This is a genomic window from Shewanella psychromarinicola (genome assembly GCF_003855155.1).
GTDB lineage: Bacteria > Pseudomonadota > Gammaproteobacteria > Enterobacterales > Shewanellaceae > Shewanella > Shewanella psychromarinicola.
Genome location: NZ_CP034073.1, coordinates 878,402 through 900,062, shown reverse-complemented (window position 1 = coordinate 900,062; position 21,661 = coordinate 878,402). Strand labels below are relative to the sequence as shown.

The following is a 21,661-nucleotide window of genomic DNA, read 5'->3' as shown; positions in this document are numbered from 1 at the left end:
CATAGGGAATATGGCTAGACAAGCAAAACAAAAATTAAATCACGAACTTATTCCATGGCGTTTATACGTTGTGGTGGGTTTTGTATTGTTATTATTTTGCAGTCTAGTTGCACGTGCAGCTTATATTCAAATTATTGAACCAGACAGGCTTCGTCACGAAAGTGATATGCGCACGTTACGCACAACCAGTAACCAAGTTCAGCGAGGCTTAATAACCGATCGCAATGGCGATATGCTGGCGGTCAGTGTGCCCGTGAGAGCGGTGTGGGCGGATCCCAAACATGCCTATGATCAAGATGCGTTTAAAGATATGCGCCGTTGGCAAGCCCTCGCCGATGTATTGCAAGAGCCTGTTGATGAGCTGGTTAATAAAGTTAAAAACAACCCTGACAAACGCTTTGTATACCTCAAACGTCAGGTCACATCAGCGGTTGCTGACTATATTGAGGAGCTTAAAATTGGCGGTATTTATCTTAAACCAGAATCTCGCCGTTATTATCCCTCAGGTGAAATAGCCGCTCAATTAATTGGCATTACCAATATTGACGATGTGGGTATTGAAGGCATTGAGAACACGTATAATACGTGGTTAACCGGGACGCCATCTAAACAAAAAGTCCGTAAATCCCGCGATGGTAGCGTTGTTGAGCGGTTAGATATAGTACAAGAAGGCGAAAGCTCTAATGATTTAGTGCTCAGTATTGATCAACGTATTCAGCAATTGGCTTATCGCGAACTGAAGCGTGCGACTGAAACATACCAAGCGACTTCTGGGTCTGTGGTGGTTATTGATGTTAATACTGGCGAAGTATTAGCGATGGTGAATACGCCATCATATAATCCCAATGCCAGAGATAATTTACAGCCACATCGAATGCGTAATCGCGCGTTAACTGACACATTTGAACCTGGTTCAACCATAAAACCCTTTGTTGTTGCTGCAGCGCTTGAAGCTGGCACAGTGAAAGTGAATGAATTGATATCGACATCACCAGGTTGGATCCGGCTCGGTGGGCGTCAAGTTCGTGACTCCCATAATTACGGTGAAATGTCATTAGCTAAAATTCTGGTTAAGTCGAGTAACGTTGGCATTAGTAAACTGGCGTTGTCGATACCTGTACAACAGTTATTAGCCACTTATCAATCAATGGGGTTAGGTAATTATTCAGGTATTAATTTAACCGGTGAAAGTGCTGGGTTAATTCATGTTCGTCATCGCTGGTCTGACTTTGAGCGTGCCACCCTGTCTTTCGGGTATGGCTTGACTGCGACGCCGTTACAAATTGCACGTATGTACGCCACGCTAGGCAGTGGCGGCATTCTTTATCCTGTGTCGATATTAAAGCTAAGGAAAGCACCCAAGGGTGAACAAGTGATTTCAACTCAAGTTGCTCACGACGTAATGGAAATGTTAGTGGGTGTGACTGAGGCTGGAGGAACGGCGACGAAAGCTCATATTGATGGTTACCCTGTAGCCGGTAAAACCGGTACCAGCCGTAAAGCCGTTGCTGGTGGCTATGGCGATGACTATGTGGCTATATTTGCGGGCGTTGCGCCGGTTCATAAACCGCGTTTGGCCATTTCGGTGGTGATTAATGAGCCCAAAGGTGACAAATATTACGGTGGTGACGTTGCTGGCCCCGCATTTGCTAAAATTATGTCTGGTGCCTTACAAATGCTTAATGTTGAACCGAGGGATGCTATTCACTTGGCCGCTGTGCAAGGAGTCCACCATGATGTTATTAAATGATCTATTAGCACCGTGGTTTCATTATTCTGGCGGCGAATCCATTAATGGATTAACGCTAGACAGCCGTGATGTTAAAGCGGGTGGTTTATTTGTGGCCTTGCCCGGTCATAAAGTCGATGGTCGAGTCTTCATTCCTCAAGCGATCCAAGCGGGAGCTGCGGCAATACTGATTCATACTGATAATTCTGATGAACATGGCAGGGTCGATCGCCTTCAGTATACTGTGCCATTAGTGTATTTTTCCCAGTTAAGCCGTCAATTATCGGCCGTTGCCGCACAGTTTTATTTACCTAATAGTCAATCGTTGTCTTTAATTGGAATAACGGGGACCAATGGCAAAACCTCTGTTAGCCAAATTATCGCTCAAATTGTTCATTTACTCGGCCATCAAGCCGCTGTGATGGGGACGTTAGGTAATGGTTTGTGGGGGCAACTTGTTGATAGCGGCAATACAACTGCAGATGCGGTGACTATTATGCGCCAACTTGGAGAGTTTGTTGCTCAAGGCGCTGAACTGTGTGCGATGGAAGTGTCAAGCCATGGTTTAGTCCAAGGACGCGTCGAAGCGGCGCCATTTAAGATAGCTGTTTTTACTAATTTAAGCCGTGATCATCTAGATTATCATGGTGATATGGATAACTACGCCGCAGCTAAAAAATGCTTATTTCAATTCCCCAGTGTACAACATGGTGTGATTAACCTTGATGATACCGTCGGCGCCAAATGGTTGACAGAACTGGCGAACCAAAAGAATAAATCCTTCAGCATTCAAGCTAATACCACAGCGGACTTTTACTGTGATGCCATCCAATACCATGATGCTGGGGTGACGGCGACACTGCATTTCACCGACATTGACAGTGGGCGCCCGCTAAGTGGGACGCTTAGCTCACCGCTATTAGGTGCCTTTAATTTGTCTAATCTTGTAGCAGCCATATCGGTGTTATATCTACAAGGAATGGCAATGGCATCCATATTAGCCGTGCTGCCACAGTTGATCCCTGTTGCGGGGCGTATGGAACGCTTTTCATCGGTTAATAAAGCTACTTTGGTTGTTGATTATGCTCATACTCCTGATGCCATTGAACAAGCCTTAAAAGCATTAAAACTGCACTGCAAAGGGACGTTATGGTGTGTATTTGGTTGCGGTGGCGATCGTGACAAAGGTAAACGTGCTTTGATGGCACAAGCCGCTGAGCAATATGCAGATAAAGTGATGATCACGAGTGACAATGCCAGAAGCGAAGATCCACAAGCCATTATCAATGATATTTTACAAGGTATTAGTCAGCCTCAAAACGTACTCACCGAGGTTGATCGTATTCAAGCCATTACCCATGTTGTCTCATTGGCACAAGCTGACGATATAGTGCTGCTTGCGGGTAAGGGTCATGAAACCTATCAAGAAGTGGCTGGCGAGCGAATTGATTATGATGAACGTGCCTTAGCATTCAAGTTGTCTCAGGAGACGTTATGATAAGTGTCAATCTCTTAGCATTAGCGCAGCACCTTAATGGCACGTTAACAGGTCAAGATAGCGTCATCACCAGTGTTAGTACAGATAGTCGCAATATTGCCGCTCAATGTTTGTTCATCGCATTAAAAGGCGAGCGTTTTGATGGCCATGATTTTGCTGCTACAGCGGTAAAAAATGGTGCGGTAGCACTTTTGGTTGATCATCTATTAGTCGATAACTCTGTTACAGCAGATATTGCGCAAATTGTGGTCGCTGATCCCCAAAAAGCTATGGGCGAAATGGGCGTTTTAGTTCGCCAAACCGTTGCACCTATTTGTGTGGCCTTAACCGGATCAAACGGCAAAACCAGCGTTAAAGAAATGCTGGCCACTATTTTATCTCAACATCACCAAGTGTTGTTTACCGCGGGTAATTTTAACAACGATATTGGCGTGCCGTTAACCTTGCTGCGGTTAACTGAAGGTGATGAATATGGGGTATTTGAGCTTGGTGCAAACCATCGTGGCGAAATTGATTACACCTCATCATTAGTTCAACCCCGAGTCGCATTGGTTAATAATATTGGCAATGCTCACCTTGAGGGGTTTGGTTCGCTTGAAGGTGTTGCTCAGGCTAAATCTGAAATTTTTAATCATCTTTCACAAGATGGCACCGCAGTTATCAATGCTGATGACACATTTGCCGATTTTATGTTGCAACGGTCCACTGGGCGAAAACAACTGCGTTTTTCCCGTGAGATAAATGTTGATGCCGATGTTACCGCGACAGACATAGTGACAGATACCAATGGTTGTTCTCAGTTTACATTAACCTTTGCTGGGCAGCGTGAAGTGGTGCAGTTACCACTTGCTGGTATGCATCAAGTGAGTAATGCGCTTGCCGCGGCATCTATGTGTATTGCTTTAGGACTATCGCTTGTTGAAATTGCCCAAGGCTTTGCATTACTCCAACCCGTAAAGGGCCGAATGCAACCTCACGACCTTGGTAGAGTGTTATTAATTGATGATAGTTATAACGCTAATCCAACATCGGTCAGTGCAGCGATTAATTGGTTGCAACAACGAGATGGATATCGTTGTTTAGTGCTGGGAGATTTAGGCGAATTAGGCGACAATGCTGCCCCTTTACACGCCAGTATTGGATTGCAGGTTAAAAATGCAACCATAGAGTCGTTATTTTGTTGCGGCCAGCTATCGGCAAATACCAGTGAAGCATTTGGTAGTAAACACTTTATTGCTCAAGAGGCATTAATTGTGGCATTACAAAAACAGTTAGCAAGTATCACAGGTAATATCACCGTTTTAGTTAAAGGTTCCCGCAGCGCGGCTATGGAGCGAGTTGTGGACAGTTTATTAGATGCCTACGGGCGTGGGGAGTTAGTGTAAATGCTGGTTTATCTAGCCGAGTATTTAACCCAGTTTTATTCAGGGTTTAACGTTTTTTCATATGTAACGTTCCGGGCTATTTTAGGCTTGTTAACCGCGTTGGTATTTAGTTTGTGGTGGGGACCTATTTTGATCAATCGTTTGCAGATGTTGCAAATTGGTCAAGTGGTTCGAAGTGATGGCCCAGAGTCTCATTTTAGCAAACGCGGTACGCCGACAATGGGTGGCATATTGATCCTTGCGGGTATTTTTATCAGCGTGTTGTTATGGGGTGATTTATCCAACCGTTACGTATTAGTGACTTTGTTTGTATTGGCTAGTTTTGGGCTTATTGGCTTTATTGATGATTATCGTAAAGTGGTAAAAAAAGATACTAAAGGTCTGATTGCTCGCTGGAAATATGCTTTTCAGTCTATCGCCGCTTTAGTGGTGGCAGTGTATTTGTACAGTACATCGACCATGGTCGGCGAAACCCAACTAGTGGTGCCATTTTTTAAAGATATAATGCCTCAATTAGGCATCATGTTTATCGTTTTAGCGTATTTCACCATAGTTGGTGCCAGTAATGCGGTTAACTTAACCGATGGTTTAGATGGCTTGGCGATTATGCCAACTGTGATGGTCGCGGCTGCCTTTGCATTAATTGCTTACTTATCTGGCCATGCTCAATTTGCCAATTATTTACACATTCCTCATTTACCTTTAGCGGGCGAATTAGTGATTGTGTGTACTGCAATAGTCGGTGCTGGTTTAGGCTTTTTATGGTTTAACACTTATCCCGCACAAGTGTTTATGGGGGATGTGGGGTCATTAGCATTGGGCGCCGCATTGGGTGTGATTGCCATTTTAGTTCGCCAAGAAATTTTGTTGGTTATTATGGGTGGCGTTTTTGTGATGGAAACGGTATCGGTGATCTTACAGGTGGGCTCGTATAAGTTACGTGGTCAACGTATTTTCCGTATGGCGCCTATTCATCATCACTATGAGTTAAAAGGGTGGCCAGAGCCGCGGGTTATTGTGCGCTTCTGGATTATCTCGTTGTTTTTAGTGTTACTGGGTCTTGCGACTCTAAAATTACGCTAAGCAATTAATAAAGGTCAGTATTATGCACACTCAATACACGCACATTGTTTTAGGCTTAGGGGCTACAGGGCTCTCGGTCGTGCGTTTTTTAGCGACTAAAGGCATTAAACCTTTAGTGATGGACAGCCGTCGTCATCCGCCTGGTGCTGAGACGTTGGCACAAGAGTTTGCCGATATTGAATTATTAGCTGGTGGGTTTGATTGTCGCTATTTAGTTCAGGCCAGCCAAATTATTATCAGTCCAGGTGTACCGGTTGATACGCCTGAAGTGCGTGCTGCATTGGATATGGGCATTGAAGTTATCGGTGATGTTGAGCTATTTGCGCGCCACATTGCAGACAAAAAACCGTGTGTTGTCGGCATCACCGGATCAAACGGTAAATCCACGGTCACCACATTAGTATACGAAATGCTGCTCGCTGCGGGTAAGTCTGTTGCGATTGGCGGCAATATTGGTACACCCGCATTGGATTTATTAGCTCAAGATGCTGAAATTTATGTGCTTGAGTTGTCGAGTTTCCAATTGGAAACGACTTATTCGTTAAATTGTATTGCGGCAACGTGCCTTAATATTAGCGAAGACCATATGGATCGTTACAGCGATTTGAATTCATATCGCGAAGCCAAATTACGTTTATACCCGCAAAGTCGGTTTGTGATGTACAACCGTGACGATCAGCTGACTTATCCTTTTGAGCCGATGAATCAAAATAATTTTGGTTTAGACGTGCCAGAGGGTGATGCATGGGGATTAAGTGATGGCAAAATTTTTCATGGTGACAGTGAGATTATTAATTTAATTGATGTGACCTTAATTGGTAGCCACAACCATGCAAACTTAGTCGCAGCAATGGCATTAGCCGATGCTTGTGATGTGGGTAAAGCGGCCATGATTAAAGTGGCCAAAAACTTTGTCGGCTTAAGCCATCGTTGTGAGCTGATTGCGGTTAAACAAGGTGTGTCGTACATCAATGACTCCAAAGCCACTAATGTCGGCGCAACAGTTGCCGCACTTGAGGGGCTTAATTCACACTTAGGCGATTTGTACTTGATCGCAGGGGGCGCGGGCAAAGGAAGCGACTTTCGTCCACTGACAAAACCGCTGAGTAATATTACTCAATTGATTACCTTGGGGCGAGATGGCCCCAAGATAGCCAAATTAAAAAAAGGCACTCTTCAGGTGGCAACAATGGCCGATGCTGTCGCCAAAGCTGCTGAATTAGCGTCGTCGGGAGACATAGTACTATTGTCTCCTGCGTGTGCCAGTTTAGATATGTACAAGAACTTTATGGCCCGCGGTGATGATTTTAGGCAGTGTGTGGAGTTGTTAGCCAATGGCGAATAACGAGCCGCAACTGAGCTTGTTTAAACGAGGTCTTAATTGGTCTTTACCCTCGTTATTATCGGATGAGCATGCTCCTGATATGCTGCTGTACGACCGAAGTTTTGTAGTCGCGATTGTCGGCTTGATATGTTTTGGCTTTGTAATGGTAATGTCCGCTTCGATGCCTGAAGCGACCAAACTGACTGGCGATCCATTTTATTTTATGTACCGCCATGTGCTTTATCTTGTGGGCTGCGTGATTATTTCGTATGTGGTACTTAAGTTCGAAGTCAGTTATTGGGAAAAAAATAGCGGCATGTTGATGCTCGCCGTGTTGGTCTTATTGATAGCAGTGCTGTTTATCGGCACATCTGTTAACGGTGCGCGTCGTTGGTTGTCTATCGGTCCGATTAGGATCCAAGTAGCCGAAATAGCCAAGTTTGTATTTATTGTTTACATGGCGGGTTACTTGGTGCGTCGCCATGGTGAGCTTCGTGAAAACCGTAAAGGCTTTTATAAACCGATTGGGGTTTACGGTCTGTTCGCCGTGTTGATTTTATTACAACCCGACCTTGGCACCGTGGTGGTGCTATTTGTGTGTACGGTAAGCTTGCTGTTTTTAGCTGGTGCCCGCATTACTGACTTTATGGTGTTGGTTTTACTTGGCGTAGCAACATTCGTATTACTGGTGCTATTTGAGCCTTATCGTATGCGACGAGTGACCTCATTTATGGACCCGTGGGAAGATCCATTTGGCAGTGGTTATCAATTAACACAATCATTAATGGCTTATGGCCGCGGTGATTGGTTTGGTCAGGGATTGGGTAACAGTATTCAGAAGTTAGCGTATTTACCCGAAGCCCATACTGATTTCATTTTTGCGGTGATTGGTGAAGAACTGGGGTTTATCGGTATTATTATTGTGTTATCCACATTATTTTTTATTGCTATTCGTGCGATTAGATTAGGTAATTTATGTTTGAAAATGCAGCGACCATTTGAAAGTTATGTCGCCTATGGTGTGGGTATTTGGATATGTTTTCAGACCGTAGTGAATGTGGGAGCCAGTATTGGTATGTTACCAACCAAAGGGCTTACCCTACCGTTTATTAGCTATGGTGGCAGTAGTTTGTGGATTATGACCGCTGCTGTGATGTTGCTTGTTAGGATAGATCATGAACGTCGAGTTAGTTTGGTGCAAGCAGTACAAGGGAGAACGAGTTAATGAACAGTAATATTAGTAGCTCTCCTAAGATATTGATTATGGCTGGCGGCACTGGCGGCCATGTTTTCCCAGCACTTGCGGTGGCTAAGTACTTAGCAGACAAAGGTTGGCAAATTCGCTGGTTAGGTACTGCTGAGCGGATGGAAGCTCGCCTTGTTCCGCAACATGGATTTGATATTGAGTTTATTGATATTAAAGGCGTGCGTGGTAATGGACTTATTCGCAAATTAGCGGCACCGTTTAAAATTATTCGTTCAATCATTCAAGCCAAAGCCGTGATTGATGATTTCCAGCCCGACGTGATTTTAGGCATGGGCGGTTTTGCCAGTGGCCCTGGTGGCGTGGCAGGGAGATTATCAGGTATTCCTTTAGTATTGCATGAGCAAAATGCGATTCCAGGATTAACCAATAAATTGTTATCTAAGATTGCCAAAAAGGTATTGTGTGCATTCCCAAATACCTTTGCCAGCCACGTGGCTAATGTGGAGGTTGTGGGCAATCCAATTCGCCAAGAATTGATAGAGTTAGGCGGACAAATTAAAGCGTCACAAGCTGATGCGTTAAGAGTACTGGTGGTGGGTGGCAGTTTAGGCGCCAAAGTATTGAATGATGTCATGCCAGCAGTGGTTGCTCATTTAAGCAAGCACCATTCACTGACAGTTTGGCACCAAGTGGGTAAAAATAACCTCGCCACTGTGAAAGCGAGCTATCAACAACTCGGACAATCAGACAGTGTAAATGTTGCTGAATTTATTGATGACATGGAAGCGGCTTATCGTTGGGCCGATGTAGTGGTGTGCCGTTCAGGCGCTCTTACAGTATCAGAACTTGCTGCAGTGGGCTTACCGAGTATTTTAGTTCCGTACCCCCATGCGGTTGATGATCATCAAACCGTTAATGCATCAGTGCTTGTTGATGCAGGTGCAGGTTTTTTATTACCTCAAACCATTTTAAATGCAGATAATCTTGCAGAGAAATTGCAGTTATTTGCTAAAAATAGACAAGAACTGGTCCAAATGGGTCACAAAGCAAGAGGCGTGGCAGTATTAGATGCGACTCAACGAGTAGCAGATATTTGTGCCTCATTTGCGATAAAGGGTTGAAATGACAAAGACAGAAAGATACGCACAGCTTCGTAGCATGATCCCTGAAATGAGGCGGATCAAGCGCATTCATTTTGTTGGCATCGGTGGTGCTGGCATGGGGGGTATTGCGGAAGTACTTTTGAACGAAGGTTATCAAGTCAGTGGTTCGGATATCGCCATCAATAGAGTCACTGAACGTTTGGCGAGTTTAGGCGCAAAAATCATTATTGGCCATCAGGCCCAAAGTGTTGAACAGGTTGATGTGGTTGTCGTTTCGACTGCCATTAACCAGCAAAATCCTGAGATTATTGCTGCTAAAGAGTTACGCGTTCCGATCGTGCGCCGTGCAGAGATGCTGGCCGAGTTAATGCGTTATCGTCATGGTGTTGCGATTGCTGGCACCCATGGTAAAACCACGACAACCAGTCTAATCGCCAGTGTCTATGGTCAAGCTGGACGAGATCCAACATTTGTGATTGGTGGTTTGCTCAATAGTGCAGGTACTAATGCACGTTTAGGCACAAGTCGTTATCTCATTGCCGAAGCCGATGAAAGCGATGCAAGCTTTTTACATTTGCAGCCAATGGTGAGTGTGATCACCAATATCGAAGCCGATCACATGGATACCTATGGTGGTGATTTTGAAAAGTTGAAAAACACTTTTGTCGATTTTTTGCATAATTTACCCTTTTACGGTGTGGCAGTTATGTGCATTGACGATGAGGTTATTGGTGAAATTATGCCGCGAATAGGTCGTAAAATTGTCACTTATGGTTTTAGCGAAGAGGCTGATGTTCAGGCGATTAATTTTGCCCAGAATGGCTACCAATCAAGTTTTACCGTTAAGCGCCATGGTAAAGAGAATGTCGATTTTGTGGTTAATTTACCTGGAGAGCATAACGTACTTAATGCATTAGCCGCGATAGCTGTCGCCAGTGAAGATGACATTGATGATAGTGCGATTGTAGAAGCACTTGCAAAATTTGAAGGCATAGGCCGTCGTTTTCAGCATGTAGGTGAATTCGATACGCCTAATGGCAGTGTGATGCTCGTAGACGACTACGGCCATCATCCAAGTGAAGTATTAGCAACGATTAAAGCGGCGCGAGCAGGTTGGCCAGATAAACGCTTAGTGATGGCATATCAACCGCATCGTTACAGCCGTACCCGTGACCTATATGAAGATTTTGTTGACGTATTATCACAAGTAGATTGTTTATTGTTATTAGATGTTTATGCAGCAGGTGAAGCGCCAATACCCGGTGCCGATGGGCGCTCATTGTGCCGTTCAATTCGACTACGTGGCCAATTAGACCCTATTTTTATCGCCAGCCCAGATCAACTTGCGTCAGTATTATCTGATGTATTGCAACATGGGGATTTATTTCTGACTCAAGGCGCAGGTAATATTGGTAGCTTATCGAAAGAATTAGCCCAGAATAATCTGGGTTGTAAAGTGCCTGCAGAAGGTCAATAAAGTGATTGATTTCTCACCCATTATTGAGTGTGAAAATCGGGCTTTAATCCTTCTAAATTGGCCTATATAATGACCGATCTTTTGCGGCTAATGTCAGAACAACGTCAGAGGCGGATTTAAGGTGTCGTGGAGCGATAAAGGGCGGCAACTAAAACATAAACTGGCTCGTGTTAATTGGTATTTTTGCACTGGTGTAGTGTTTTTATGCAGTGTGCTTGGCACCGTAGTCTGGGGCGGTGTGCAACTACACGATCTGTTAAATGATGCAGATACACTGCCAATTGAAGCGGTTGCTATTAAAGGCGAGCGAATTTATACCACCGATGACGAAATTAAAAACGCATTGCAGTCATTAATGCAAAGTAGTTTTTTTAACGCCGATGTCGTGGATGTACAAAAAGCATTAGAGGCTTTGCCTTGGGTTTATCATGCATCAGTGAGACGAGAATGGCCGGCAAAGTTTAAGGTCACCTTGCAAGAGCAACAAGCTGTAGCGCATTGGAATGAAGTGTCGTGGCTCAATATTAACGGTGAGATATTTGATGCGCTAGCGCATCCCGAACATGATGCTCTACCCAAGTTATCTGGCCCAGAAGGGACTGAAATAGAAGTCTTGACCAGTTATCAGCAGTTAGATGATTTATTGACAATAAACGAGTTTAAGTTGGCTAGTTTACGCTTAAGCCCACGCCATGCCTGGCATGCCGTACTAGCAAATGGAATTGAAATTGAGCTTGGGCGAGAAGATAAAATGTCACGGATACAACGTTTTATTAATGTGTATCCTACTTTGAAGCAAAGTAATAAACCCGTTGCGACCGTTGATTTACGTTACGATACCGGTTTCGCCGTAGGTTGGGATGATTCAAAACAGAGAGTCGACAATAAATGACCAAAAATCAGGAAAGAAACCTCATCGTGGGGTTAGATATAGGGACATCCAAGGTCGCAGTGATCATTGGCGAAGTATTACCTGATGGTGAGATTAGTGTCATTGGTTTAGGTAATCATCCTTCTCGTGGCATGGATAAAGGCGGTGTAAATGATCTCGACTCAATTGTACGTAGTGTACAACGAGCGTTAGATCAAGCTGAGTTAATGGCGGATTGCCAGGTGTCATCGGTGTACTTAAGTATTTCGGGTAAACATATTGCCTGCCAAAATGAAAACGGCATGGTGTCGATTAACGACGAAGAAGTGACTCAAGAAGACGTTGATAATGTCATCCATACTGCGCGCTCGGTTAAGATCCCGACAGAACGTCGTATCTTGCATGTACTACCGCAAGAATATTCTATCGATGTTCAAGACGGGATTAAGAGCCCAATTGGAATGTCGGGCATGCGTATGGAAGCCAAAGCTCACATTGTGACGTGTGCCAATGACATGGCAAAGAACATTACTAAAAGTGTTGAACGATGTGGCTTAAAAGTGGATGACCTCGTGTTTTCGGGTATTGCCTCAGCGGATTCAGTACTCACAAATGATGAGAAAGATTTAGGTGTCTGCATTGTCGATATTGGTGGTGGAACGACCGATATTGCTGTATATACCAACGGCGCATTACGTCATTGTGCGGTGATCCCTGTCGCGGGTAATCAAGTCACCAGTGACATCGCCAAGATATTCAGAACACCGTTAACCCATGCAGAACAAATTAAAGTGCAGTTTGCTAGTGCCAGAAGTTCAACGGTAAGTCGTGAAGACAGTATTGAAGTGCCATCGGTGGGTGGTCGTCCTTCACGCAGCATGTCACGACATACTCTGGCAGAAGTGGTAGAGCCAAGATACCAAGAGCTGTTTGAGCTTGTTCTCAAGCAGTTACAAGATAGCGGTTTAGAAGATCAAATTGCAGCAGGGATTGTGCTTACTGGGGGAACGTCCTCGATATCGGGTGCCGTTGAAATTGCTGAAGCAACCTTTGGCATGCCAGTTCGTGTCGCATCACCGCTACCAGTAAAAGGATTATACGAATATGTGGATCAACCTATTTATTCGACAGGAATAGGGTTGCTTCATTATGGAGCAAGGCGAGTTATCGAACGTCAGTTCGAACGACCTGAGCGACAAGGGGTTACCAGCTTTTTGAATCGGGTCAAAAGTTGGTTTAAAGGTGAATTTTAATAACGCAGACAATCGGAGATCAGACAATGTTTGAGATCATGGATACACATTCAGACGAAGCGGTGATTAAAGTCATCGGCGTCGGTGGCGGCGGCGGAAATGCTGTCGAACATATGGTAAAGCACAGCATCGAAGGTGTTGAATTTATCGTCACAAATACAGATGCACAAGCACTGCGTAAATCAAGTGCGGGTTCAACTATTCAGCTTGGTCGCGACGTGACCAAAGGGCTCGGTGCGGGTGCAAACCCAGATGTCGGTCGTCAAGCCGCTGAAGAAGACCGCGAGAATATTCGTGCGGCGATTAAAGGATCTGATATGATCTTTATCGCAGCCGGTATGGGTGGTGGTACCGGTACTGGTGCTGCTCCAGTCGTGGCAGAAATTGCTCGCGAAGAAGGTATTCTAACGGTTGCAGTAGTGACTAAGCCTTTCCCATTCGAAGGGAAAAAGCGTATGGCCTACGCTGAACTTGGTATTGCAGAATTAGCAAAACATGTTGACTCTTTAATTACGATTCCAAACGAAAAGTTATTAAAAGTACTTGGCCGTGGCACATCACTACTTGATGCCTTTGCTGCTGCTAACAACGTATTGCTTGGTGCCGTTCAAGGCATCGCAGAGCTAATTACTCGCCCAGGTCTTATCAACGTCGATTTCGCCGATGTGAAAACCGTTATGTCTGAAATGGGTAATGCCATGATGGGTACCGGTGTTGCTCGTGGTGATGATCGCGCTGAAGAAGCTGCAGAAGCAGCTGTTGCCAGCCCATTACTTGAAGATATCGATTTAGCAGGTGCTCGCGGTGTGTTAGTGAACATTACCGCCGGTATGGATATCACCATTGAAGAGCTTGAAACTGTGGGTAATCACGTTAAAGCCTATGCATCTGAGAATGCAACTGTTGTTGTGGGTGCTGTTATTGATCCAGAAATGAGTGACGAATTGCGAGTAACCGTTGTTGCGACAGGTATTGGTGCAGAGAAAAAGCCAGACATTCAATTAGTGTCTAAGCCTGTTGCTCGTCCAGAGCCCGTTGTAATGGAGCCTCGTCCAGAACCTGTTGATGAAGTTGTATCACAACAAAGTTATGCTGCGTCAAAAGGTAATGCTGTTCCACAGACACAGACACAGACACAACCAGTACCGCGCACAGATGCTGACTATCTTGATATTCCAGCATTCTTGCGTAAACAAGCTGATTAGTACACGGATAAAACGCTATGTTTTTGCGTGACTAATGAGCGCGATGTGCTGACAAGGGTTATTTTGTAAACAGGTTTATAATTTGCTATGTGTTTGGCGTTTTTTTTGTGAAAAGCCAAATTTATGGTAAGATGTTGTATCAGTTATGCATGATAGCCTGAGGCTATAATTGCAACTATTTGTTTAATATTGATATTTATGGGCTTCTGAATGATTTTTCAAAGAACTGTTCAAAAAATGGTGAAGAGCACTGGTGTCGGATTACATTCTGGCAACAAAGTGACTCTGTGCATTAAGCCTGCACCTGTGAATACCGGGATTGTGCTAAAGCGTACCGATCTTAGCCCAGCTGTGTCTATACCAGCAAAGGCCAATATGGTTCGTGAAACAACAATGTGTACAGCCCTGGTAAACGATGACGGTATAAGAATATCAACTATTGAGCATTTGTTTGCTGCACTTGCTGGCTTAGGCATCGATAATGCTATTATCGAAGTTGACGCTCCAGAAATCCCGATTATGGATGGCAGTGCAAGTCCATTTGTGTTCTTACTGCAAAGTGCAGGTATTAAAGAACAGGCAGCCGCGAAGAAATATCTAAAAATCACCAAACCTGTGCGTGTTGAAGATGGCGATAAATGGGCCGAGTTAAAACCTTTCAAAGGGTTTAGAGTTGATTTTGAAATTGACTTTGCTCACCCAGAAATTGCTCGCAGTCAGCAACACATGGTGATGGACTTTTCGACATCAGCGTTCGTGAAAGACATTAGTCGTGCCAGAACATTTGGTTTTATGCGAGATATTGAATATCTACGTGCGAATAATCTTGCACTGGGTGGCAGCATGGAAAATGCCGTTGTACTTGACGAATATCGTGTATTAAACCCTGATGGTCTGCGTTATGAAGACGAATTCGTTAAGCATAAAATTCTCGATGCATTTGGTGACTTATATGTTGCTGGCCATGCCATTGTCGGTGAGTTTTCGGCTTATAAAACTGGTCATGCGTTAAACAACCAACTTGTCCGTGCATTACTTGCTCAGCAAGATGCGTGGGAATTAGTGAGCTTTGACAAAGAGGCTGATGTACCTGTCAGTTTCATGGTTCCAGGTGCGTTAACACTCGCTTAACTGGTTAAGATTGCCTATTACGGCTGGCTAATGCAGCCAGCCGTTTTAGTTTTTCACCTAAAGAACCATCGATATGTTCTGCTAATGCTTCAATATGTTTTGCAGCAGTGGTGCTGATCATATTTTGATTAGGTTGAGATTGTGGTTTTGCTAAGGCAAGTCCAGGATTGACTTTCACCTCAATACCGGTAAGCATCGGAAGCGTATCAGTTTGAAGCTGTTTTAATAGCTTCTGCTTTTGAAAGTTTATTCTAGCAGCCCATGCTGCTGATGTAGTTTCAATAACAAGAACACCCTGGCGGAGATTGGCGACTTTGAGCTGCTCGGCCACAGGACCATTTAACGTCTGTTTTACATAACGATTCAGATTATTAAGTAGTTCTGCTTTCTCGGCCAGTTCAGGCAGTCTCCCAGACAGATGAACTAAATTACTGAGATCTTGAGGGGGCTTTTTCATATGATAATTAGATGGCTGAATGAAGCTATGAGTGTAACAGTTTTTATCCAAGGTCGAAATGGTGTAACGCGCTGGCAACCTAGCAAGCGTTGGTTACTCCTACCTATTATTCTAATGGCCACAGGCACAGGAATATATCAATATAGCACTGAGCGTTTTGCTAACCAACAAGCGAAAGTTGATGAAAATAAACAACTGCGCCAACAGCAAAAGCAACAAGTGGTAGAACTCAAAACTGCAACAGAAACCCAGCTGACAACTTTGGTTGTTCATGTGGCCAAGATGCAAGCCAAAATCACCCGTCTTGAAGCCCTGGGGCAACAAGTAGCGCAAAATAACCTCCTTGATGATCAATTTGATTTCTCTACAGAAGTTGGTATCGGCGGTTTAAGCGAAATAGGCAATGGTGTCGAATTAAGTCAGCTTATCGATGAAATGAGTGAGCTGGCATCTAGAATTGATAATAATAACGTTCAGCTATCACTACTTGAAACAGTAGCATCTAATCTCCATATAGATGAAGAGCGTTTTATATCAGGGCGGCCAATCGATAAAGGTTGGTTATCTTCGTCCTATGGTTTACGAAATGACCCTTTTAATGGCCGACGAACAATGCATAAAGGTATTGATTTCGCCGGTAAAGAAGGGACAGATGTTACTGCGACTGCTGCAGGCGTAGTAACATGGTCAGGAAGGATGTCTGGCTATGGTGAGTTAGTCGAAATTGATCATGGAAATGGTCTTCGCACTCGGTATGGACATAATAAATCTCTGTCAGTAAACGTAGGTGACGTCGTTGCCAAAGGCGATAAAATTGCCAGTATGGGAAGCACAGGCCGTTCAACCGGCCCCCATGTGCATTACGAAGTGCTGCGCGGTAAACAACAAATAGATCCACAGAAATACGTCTACCGCAAAGCAAGTTAATAATATTAACGGTTAATGCGCTCAAATGAGCCAAACCTACAACAGATAAGTGATTAAGATGTTAGGCAAACTACTGACAAAAGTATTCGGAAGTCGCAACGACCGCACCCTGAAAAGTCTTGGAAAAATTGTTAATCAAATTAATGCATTAGAATCTGATTACGAAAAACTTTCTGATGAAGAACTTAAAGCTAAAACTGCAGAGTTCCGTACCCGTCTAGAAAATGGTGAAACGTTAGATAATATCATGGCAGAGGCTTTTGCTGTTGTACGTGAAGCATCAAAGCGTGTGTTTGAAATGCGTCCCTTTGATGTTCAATTACTCGGTGGCATGGTATTAGACAGCAATCGTATTGCTGAAATGCGAACCGGTGAAGGTAAAACCCTGACGGCAACCCTGCCAGCCTACCTTAATGGAATAACGGGCAAAGGTGTTCACATCATTACTGTGAACGACTACTTAGCAACGCGTGATGCTGAAAATAACCGCCCACTGTTTGAGTTTTTAGGCTTAAGTGTCGGGATTAACATTTCTGGTATAGGCCAATTTGAAAAGAAAGAATCCTATGCTGCCGATATCACCTACGGCACCAATAATGAATTTGGTTTTGACTACCTTCGTGACAACATGGCGTTTTCTCCCCAAGAACGTGTTCAGCGACCATTGCACTATGCCCTTATTGATGAAGTCGATTCAATTTTAATTGATGAAGCCCGTACACCGTTGATTATTTCTGGTGCGGCCGAAGACAGTTCTGAGCTATACGCTAAAATCAATTTATTAATCCCAAGTTTAATCCGTCAAGACAAAGAAGATACCGAAGACTATGTTGGCGAAGGTGATTACACAATTGATGAAAAGGGTAAGCAGGTTTATTTAACTGAACGTGGGCAAGAAAAAGTTGAGCTACTCTTAATTGAGAAAGGCATGTTAGCAGAAGGTGATTCACTCTATTCTGCGTCGAATATCTCTTTGTTGCACCATGCTCATGCCGCACTTCGCGCACATACCTTGTTTGAAAAAGATATCGATTATATTGTCAAAGATGATGAAGTCATTATCGTCGATGAACATACAGGTCGTACTATGCCTGGACGTCGCTGGTCTGAAGGCTTACATCAAGCTGTCGAAGCCAAAGAAGGCGCTAAAATCCAGAATGAAAACCAAACTCTGGCTTCTATTACTTTCCAAAACTACTTTAGACAGTATGACAAACTTGCCGGTATGACAGGTACTGCAGACACTGAAGCATTTGAATTTCAACATATCTATGGTTTAGATACTGTTGTTGTACCGACCAATCAGCCTATGGTGCGTAACGATATGCCTGATCTGGTCTATCTCACCGCGCCAGAGAAATATGCAGCTATTGTTAAAGACATTGAAGCTTGTCGTGAACGTGGTCAGCCAGTGCTTGTTGGTACCGTATCAATTGAACAATCTGAAGTTTTAGCATCATTACTAAAAGAAGCAAAAATTCCACACAGTGTATTGAATGCCAAATTCCACGAGAAAGAGGCAGAGATTATTGCTCAAGCCGGGCGTATTGGCGCAGTAACCATTGCAACAAACATGGCTGGCCGCGGTACGGATATTGTTCTGGGTGGTAACTGGAAAGTTGAAATTGAAGAATTAGTAAATCCAACGGCTGAACAGATTGCTAAGGTTCGTTCAGACTGGAACATTCAGCATGGTAAAGTACTCGAAGCTGGCGGTTTACATATTCTTGGTACAGAACGTCATGAATCACGTCGTATCGATAATCAGCTACGTGGCCGTTCAGGTCGTCAAGGTGATGCCGGTTCTTCACGCTTTTACTTGTCGATGGATGACAGCTTAATGCGTATCTTCGCCTCAGATCGTGTTTCAGGCATGATGAAAAAACTAGGGATGGAAGAAGGTGAAGCGATTGAACATCCTTGGGTATCGCGTGCTATCGAAAATGCCCAGCGTAAAGTAGAAGCGCGTAACTTCGATATTCGTAAGCAACTACTGGAATATGATGATGTTGCTAACGATCAGCGTCAAGTCGTCTATTCACAGCGTAATGAGTTAATGGATGCTGAAAGTATTCAAGAAACGATTCAGAATATCGAACAAGATGTGATCAGCGCTATTATCGATCAATATATCCCACCACGTTCACTCGAAGAGCTCTGGGATGTGCCTGGGCTTGAGCAACGCCTCAGTAATGAGTTTGGTCTAGCGTTAACGATACAAGAATGGTTAGATAAAGATGATAATCTGCATGAAGAAACCTTACGCGAACGTATCGTGACATCATGGACTGATTTATATAAAGCTAAAGAAGAAATGGTCGGTGCACAGGTATTACGTCAATTTGAAAAATCGGTAATGCTACAAACACTCGATGGACTCTGGAAAGAACACTTAGCTGCTATGGATCATTTGCGTCAAGGTATTCATTTACGTGGCTATGCACAGAAAAATCCAAAGCAAGAATATAAGCGTGAATCTTTTGAGTTATTCCAACAAATGCTTGAATCATTGAAAAATGATGTGATAAGTGTTCTATCTAAGGTCCAAGTGCAAGCTCAGTCCGATGTAGACGAAATGGAACAGCGTCGCCGTGACGAAGAAGCAAAGATCGAACTGGCTTATCAACACGCATCAGCTGAAGCATTAGGCAATGAAGATACACAACAAGCAAAAGCGCCTAAAACGGTGATCCGTGAAGGTGAGAAGATAGGCCGTAACGATCCATGCCCATGTGGTTCAGGCCAAAAGTACAAACAATGTCACGGTAAACTCAGTTAATTATCAGTTCATCATTGATATTAGATAAAAAAGGTAGCGATTATTCGCTACCTTTTTTGTTTCTGTTATCTTAAAACTCTCTGATAAATTAACCAATTGTGGATAACTTTGGGGGTAAATAGTGGGTATCTTGTAGTTAAGTGGTGAAATGAAGAAAAGATCATAAAAAGGTCATTTTTTTACACAAAAGCGCTTGCACTAAATCTCAAGCTGCCTATAATGCGCATCCACTGACACGGCATACAGCGAAAGCAAAAACCGGTTAGCGTTATTAACAACTACTTAATAGTGTTGATAACAGGCAAAAAGAAGTTTGAAAAAACACTTGACGCCATAAAGGGAATGCGTAGAATACGCACCCCTGACCTACTGAAACGGTCAACGCTCTTTAACAATTTATCAAGTAATCTGTGTGGACATTCACAGGTATTGAGTTATTCGAAATTGTCTTTTGTTCTTCGGAATGTTGGCAATCAAAAAATTTCAACTCAATGCAACGATGAGTGTTCATAGTAATATGTACAAACATTATTTAGATTCTTCCGAGTCTAATTAATGAAATCAGAATTCATTGAGCCGAAAGCTTCGTTCTTACTTGTAAGAGTGGGGTTTTCAAAAAACTTTAATTGAAGAGTTTGATCATGGCTCAGATTGAACGCTGGCGGCAGGCCTAACACATGCAAGTCGAGCGGTAACACAAGGGAGCTTGCTCCTGAGGTGACGAGCGGCGGACGGGTGAGTAATGCCTAGGGATCTGCCCAGTCGAGGGGGATAACAGTTGGAAACGACTGCTAATACCGCATACGCCCTACGGGGGAAAGGAGGGGACCTTCGGGCCTTCCGCGACAGGATGAACCTAGGTGGGATTAGCTAGTTGGTGAGGTAATGGCTCACCAAGGCGACGATCCCTAGCTGTTCTGAGAGGATGATCAGCCACACTGGGACTGAGACACGGCCCAGACTCCTACGGGAGGCAGCAGTGGGGAATATTGCACAATGGGGGAAACCCTGATGCAGCCATGCCGCGTGTGTGAAGAAGGCCTTCGGGTTGTAAAGCACTTTCAGTAGGGAGGAAAGGTGGTAGTTTAATAAACTATCACTGTGACGTTACCTACAGAAGAAGGACCGGCTAACTCCGTGCCAGCAGCCGCGGTAATACGGAGGGTCCGAGCGTTAATCGGAATTACTGGGCGTAAAGCGTGCGCAGGCGGTTTGTTAAGCCAGATGTGAAATCCCCGGGCTCAACCTGGGAATTGCATTTGGAACTGGCGAACTAGAGTCTTGTAGAGGGGGGTAGAATTCCAGGTGTAGCGGTGAAATGCGTAGATATCTGGAGGAATACCGGTGGCGAAGGCGGCCCCCTGGACAAAGACTGACGCTCATGCACGAAAGCGTGGGGAGCAAACAGGATTAGATACCCTGGTAGTCCACGCCGTAAACGATGTCTACTCGGAGTTTGGTGACTTAGTCACTGGGCTCCCAAGCTAACGCATTAAGTAGACCGCCTGGGGAGTACGGCCGCAAGGTTAAAACTCAAATGAATTGACGGGGGCCCGCACAAGCGGTGGAGCATGTGGTTTAATTCGATGCAACGCGAAGAACCTTACCTACTCTTGACATCCACAGAAGAGACCAGAGATGGACTTGTGCCTTCGGGAACTGTGAGACAGGTGCTGCATGGCTGTCGTCAGCTCGTGTTGTGAAATGTTGGGTTAAGTCCCGCAACGAGCGCAACCCCTATCCTTATTTGCCAGCGCGTAATGGCGGGAACTCTAGGGAGACTGCCGGTGATAAACCGGAGGAAGGTGGGGACGACGTCAAGTCATCATGGCCCTTACGAGTAGGGCTACACACGTGCTACAATGGCAAGTACAGAGGGTTGCAAAGCCGCGAGGTGGAGCTAATCTCACAAAGCTTGTCGTAGTCCGGATCGGAGTCTGCAACTCGACTCCGTGAAGTCGGAATCGCTAGTAATCGTGGATCAGAATGCCACGGTGAATACGTTCCCGGGCCTTGTACACACCGCCCGTCACACCATGGGAGTGGGCTGCAAAAGAAGTGGGTAGTTTAACCTTCGGGAGAACGCTCACCACTTTGTGGTTCATGACTGGGGTGAAGTCGTAACAAGGTAGCCCTAGGGGAACCTGGGGCTGGATCACCTCCTTACCTATACGACTAACTCAATACCTAAAAGTGCAGCAATGCATGTGAGTGTTCACACAGATTACTTGA

General features: G+C 44.4%; 15 protein-coding genes and 1 rRNA gene. 15 read left to right on the top strand and 1 reads right to left on the bottom strand.

What is annotated here, in order from left to right:
* Positions 1 to 10 precede the first annotated feature (10 nt).
* The 12 genes from EGC80_RS03795 to lpxC all read left to right on the top strand — a co-directional run bounded on the left by EGC80_RS03795 (position 11) and on the right by lpxC (position 15,266).
* On the top strand, positions 11 to 1,750 hold the full coding sequence (locus EGC80_RS03795; protein WP_124012783.1) for a penicillin-binding transpeptidase domain-containing protein: 1,740 nt from the start codon (positions 11 to 13) through the stop codon (positions 1,748 to 1,750).
* Entirely contained in the window at positions 1,734 to 3,227 is a 1,494-nt protein-coding gene (gene murE, locus EGC80_RS03790; protein ID WP_124012782.1) for a UDP-N-acetylmuramoyl-L-alanyl-D-glutamate--2,6-diaminopimelate ligase, read from the top strand. Before EGC80_RS03795 ends, murE begins: the two co-directional genes overlap by 17 nt.
* Positions 3,224 to 4,612, top strand: coding sequence for a UDP-N-acetylmuramoyl-tripeptide--D-alanyl-D-alanine ligase (locus EGC80_RS03785; protein WP_124012781.1), 1,389 nt, complete (start codon positions 3,224 to 3,226; stop codon positions 4,610 to 4,612). Before murE ends, EGC80_RS03785 begins: the two co-directional genes overlap by 4 nt.
* Positions 4,613 to 5,695: a phospho-N-acetylmuramoyl-pentapeptide-transferase gene (gene mraY, locus EGC80_RS03780; protein ID WP_101033249.1), complete on the top strand. Its 1,083-nt coding sequence runs from the start codon at positions 4,613 to 4,615 to the stop codon at positions 5,693 to 5,695.
* 22 nt (positions 5,696 to 5,717) lie between these two features.
* The gene (gene murD / locus EGC80_RS03775; protein ID WP_101033248.1) at positions 5,718 to 7,040 is read left to right on the top strand and encodes a UDP-N-acetylmuramoyl-L-alanine--D-glutamate ligase; all 1,323 of its coding nucleotides are present in this window, start codon (positions 5,718 to 5,720) and stop codon (positions 7,038 to 7,040) included.
* Positions 7,030 to 8,244 (top strand): cell division protein FtsW, encoded by a 1,215-nt coding sequence (gene ftsW, locus EGC80_RS03770; protein WP_101033247.1) that lies wholly within the window; start codon positions 7,030 to 7,032, stop codon positions 8,242 to 8,244. The genes murD and ftsW overlap by 11 nt, the downstream gene beginning before the upstream one ends.
* A complete protein-coding gene (gene murG / locus EGC80_RS03765) occupies positions 8,244 to 9,347 on the top strand; it encodes an undecaprenyldiphospho-muramoylpentapeptide beta-N-acetylglucosaminyltransferase (RefSeq protein WP_124012780.1) in 1,104 nt (367 codons plus the stop codon). Before ftsW ends, murG begins: the two co-directional genes overlap by 1 nt.
* Position 9,348: 1 nt before the next feature.
* The gene (gene murC / locus EGC80_RS03760) at positions 9,349 to 10,806 is read left to right on the top strand and encodes a UDP-N-acetylmuramate--L-alanine ligase (protein WP_124012779.1); all 1,458 of its coding nucleotides are present in this window, start codon (positions 9,349 to 9,351) and stop codon (positions 10,804 to 10,806) included.
* 121 nt (positions 10,807 to 10,927) lie between these two features.
* Positions 10,928 to 11,698 (top strand): cell division protein FtsQ/DivIB, encoded by a 771-nt coding sequence (locus EGC80_RS03755; protein ID WP_124012778.1) that lies wholly within the window; start codon positions 10,928 to 10,930, stop codon positions 11,696 to 11,698.
* Positions 11,695 to 12,930, top strand: coding sequence for a cell division protein FtsA (gene ftsA / locus EGC80_RS03750; protein ID WP_011639211.1), 1,236 nt, complete (start codon positions 11,695 to 11,697; stop codon positions 12,928 to 12,930). The genes EGC80_RS03755 and ftsA overlap by 4 nt, the downstream gene beginning before the upstream one ends.
* Before the next feature lie 26 nt (positions 12,931 to 12,956).
* The gene (gene ftsZ, locus EGC80_RS03745; protein ID WP_124012777.1) at positions 12,957 to 14,135 is read left to right on the top strand and encodes a cell division protein FtsZ; all 1,179 of its coding nucleotides are present in this window, start codon (positions 12,957 to 12,959) and stop codon (positions 14,133 to 14,135) included.
* Positions 14,136 to 14,345: 210 nt separating this feature from the next.
* Positions 14,346 to 15,266 carry a UDP-3-O-acyl-N-acetylglucosamine deacetylase gene (gene lpxC, locus EGC80_RS03740; RefSeq protein WP_101033242.1) on the top strand — a complete coding sequence of 307 codons (921 nt, stop codon included), beginning with the start codon at positions 14,346 to 14,348 and terminating at the stop codon, positions 15,264 to 15,266.
* A gap of 4 nt (positions 15,267 to 15,270) precedes the next feature.
* Here lpxC and EGC80_RS03735 read toward each other — a convergent pair whose 3' ends face one another.
* Positions 15,271 to 15,723 carry a DUF721 domain-containing protein gene (locus tag EGC80_RS03735; RefSeq protein ID WP_101033241.1) on the bottom strand — a complete coding sequence of 151 codons (453 nt, stop codon included), beginning with the start codon at positions 15,721 to 15,723 and terminating at the stop codon, positions 15,271 to 15,273.
* Positions 15,724 to 15,750: 27 nt separating this feature from the next.
* On the opposite strand from EGC80_RS03735, the gene EGC80_RS03730 reads away from it, so the two are divergent.
* The 3 genes from EGC80_RS03730 (at position 15,751) to EGC80_RS03720 (ending at position 21,595) form a co-directional block, all read left to right on the top strand.
* Positions 15,751 to 16,650 (top strand): M23 family metallopeptidase, encoded by a 900-nt coding sequence (locus EGC80_RS03730; protein ID WP_124012776.1) that lies wholly within the window; start codon positions 15,751 to 15,753, stop codon positions 16,648 to 16,650.
* Positions 16,651 to 16,708: 58 nt separating this feature from the next.
* Positions 16,709 to 19,429 (top strand): preprotein translocase subunit SecA, encoded by a 2,721-nt coding sequence (secA, locus tag EGC80_RS03725; RefSeq protein WP_124012775.1) that lies wholly within the window; start codon positions 16,709 to 16,711, stop codon positions 19,427 to 19,429.
* 623 nt (positions 19,430 to 20,052) lie between these two features.
* Positions 20,053 to 21,595 (top strand): 16S ribosomal RNA (locus tag EGC80_RS03720).
* Positions 21,596 to 21,661 lie beyond the last annotated feature (66 nt).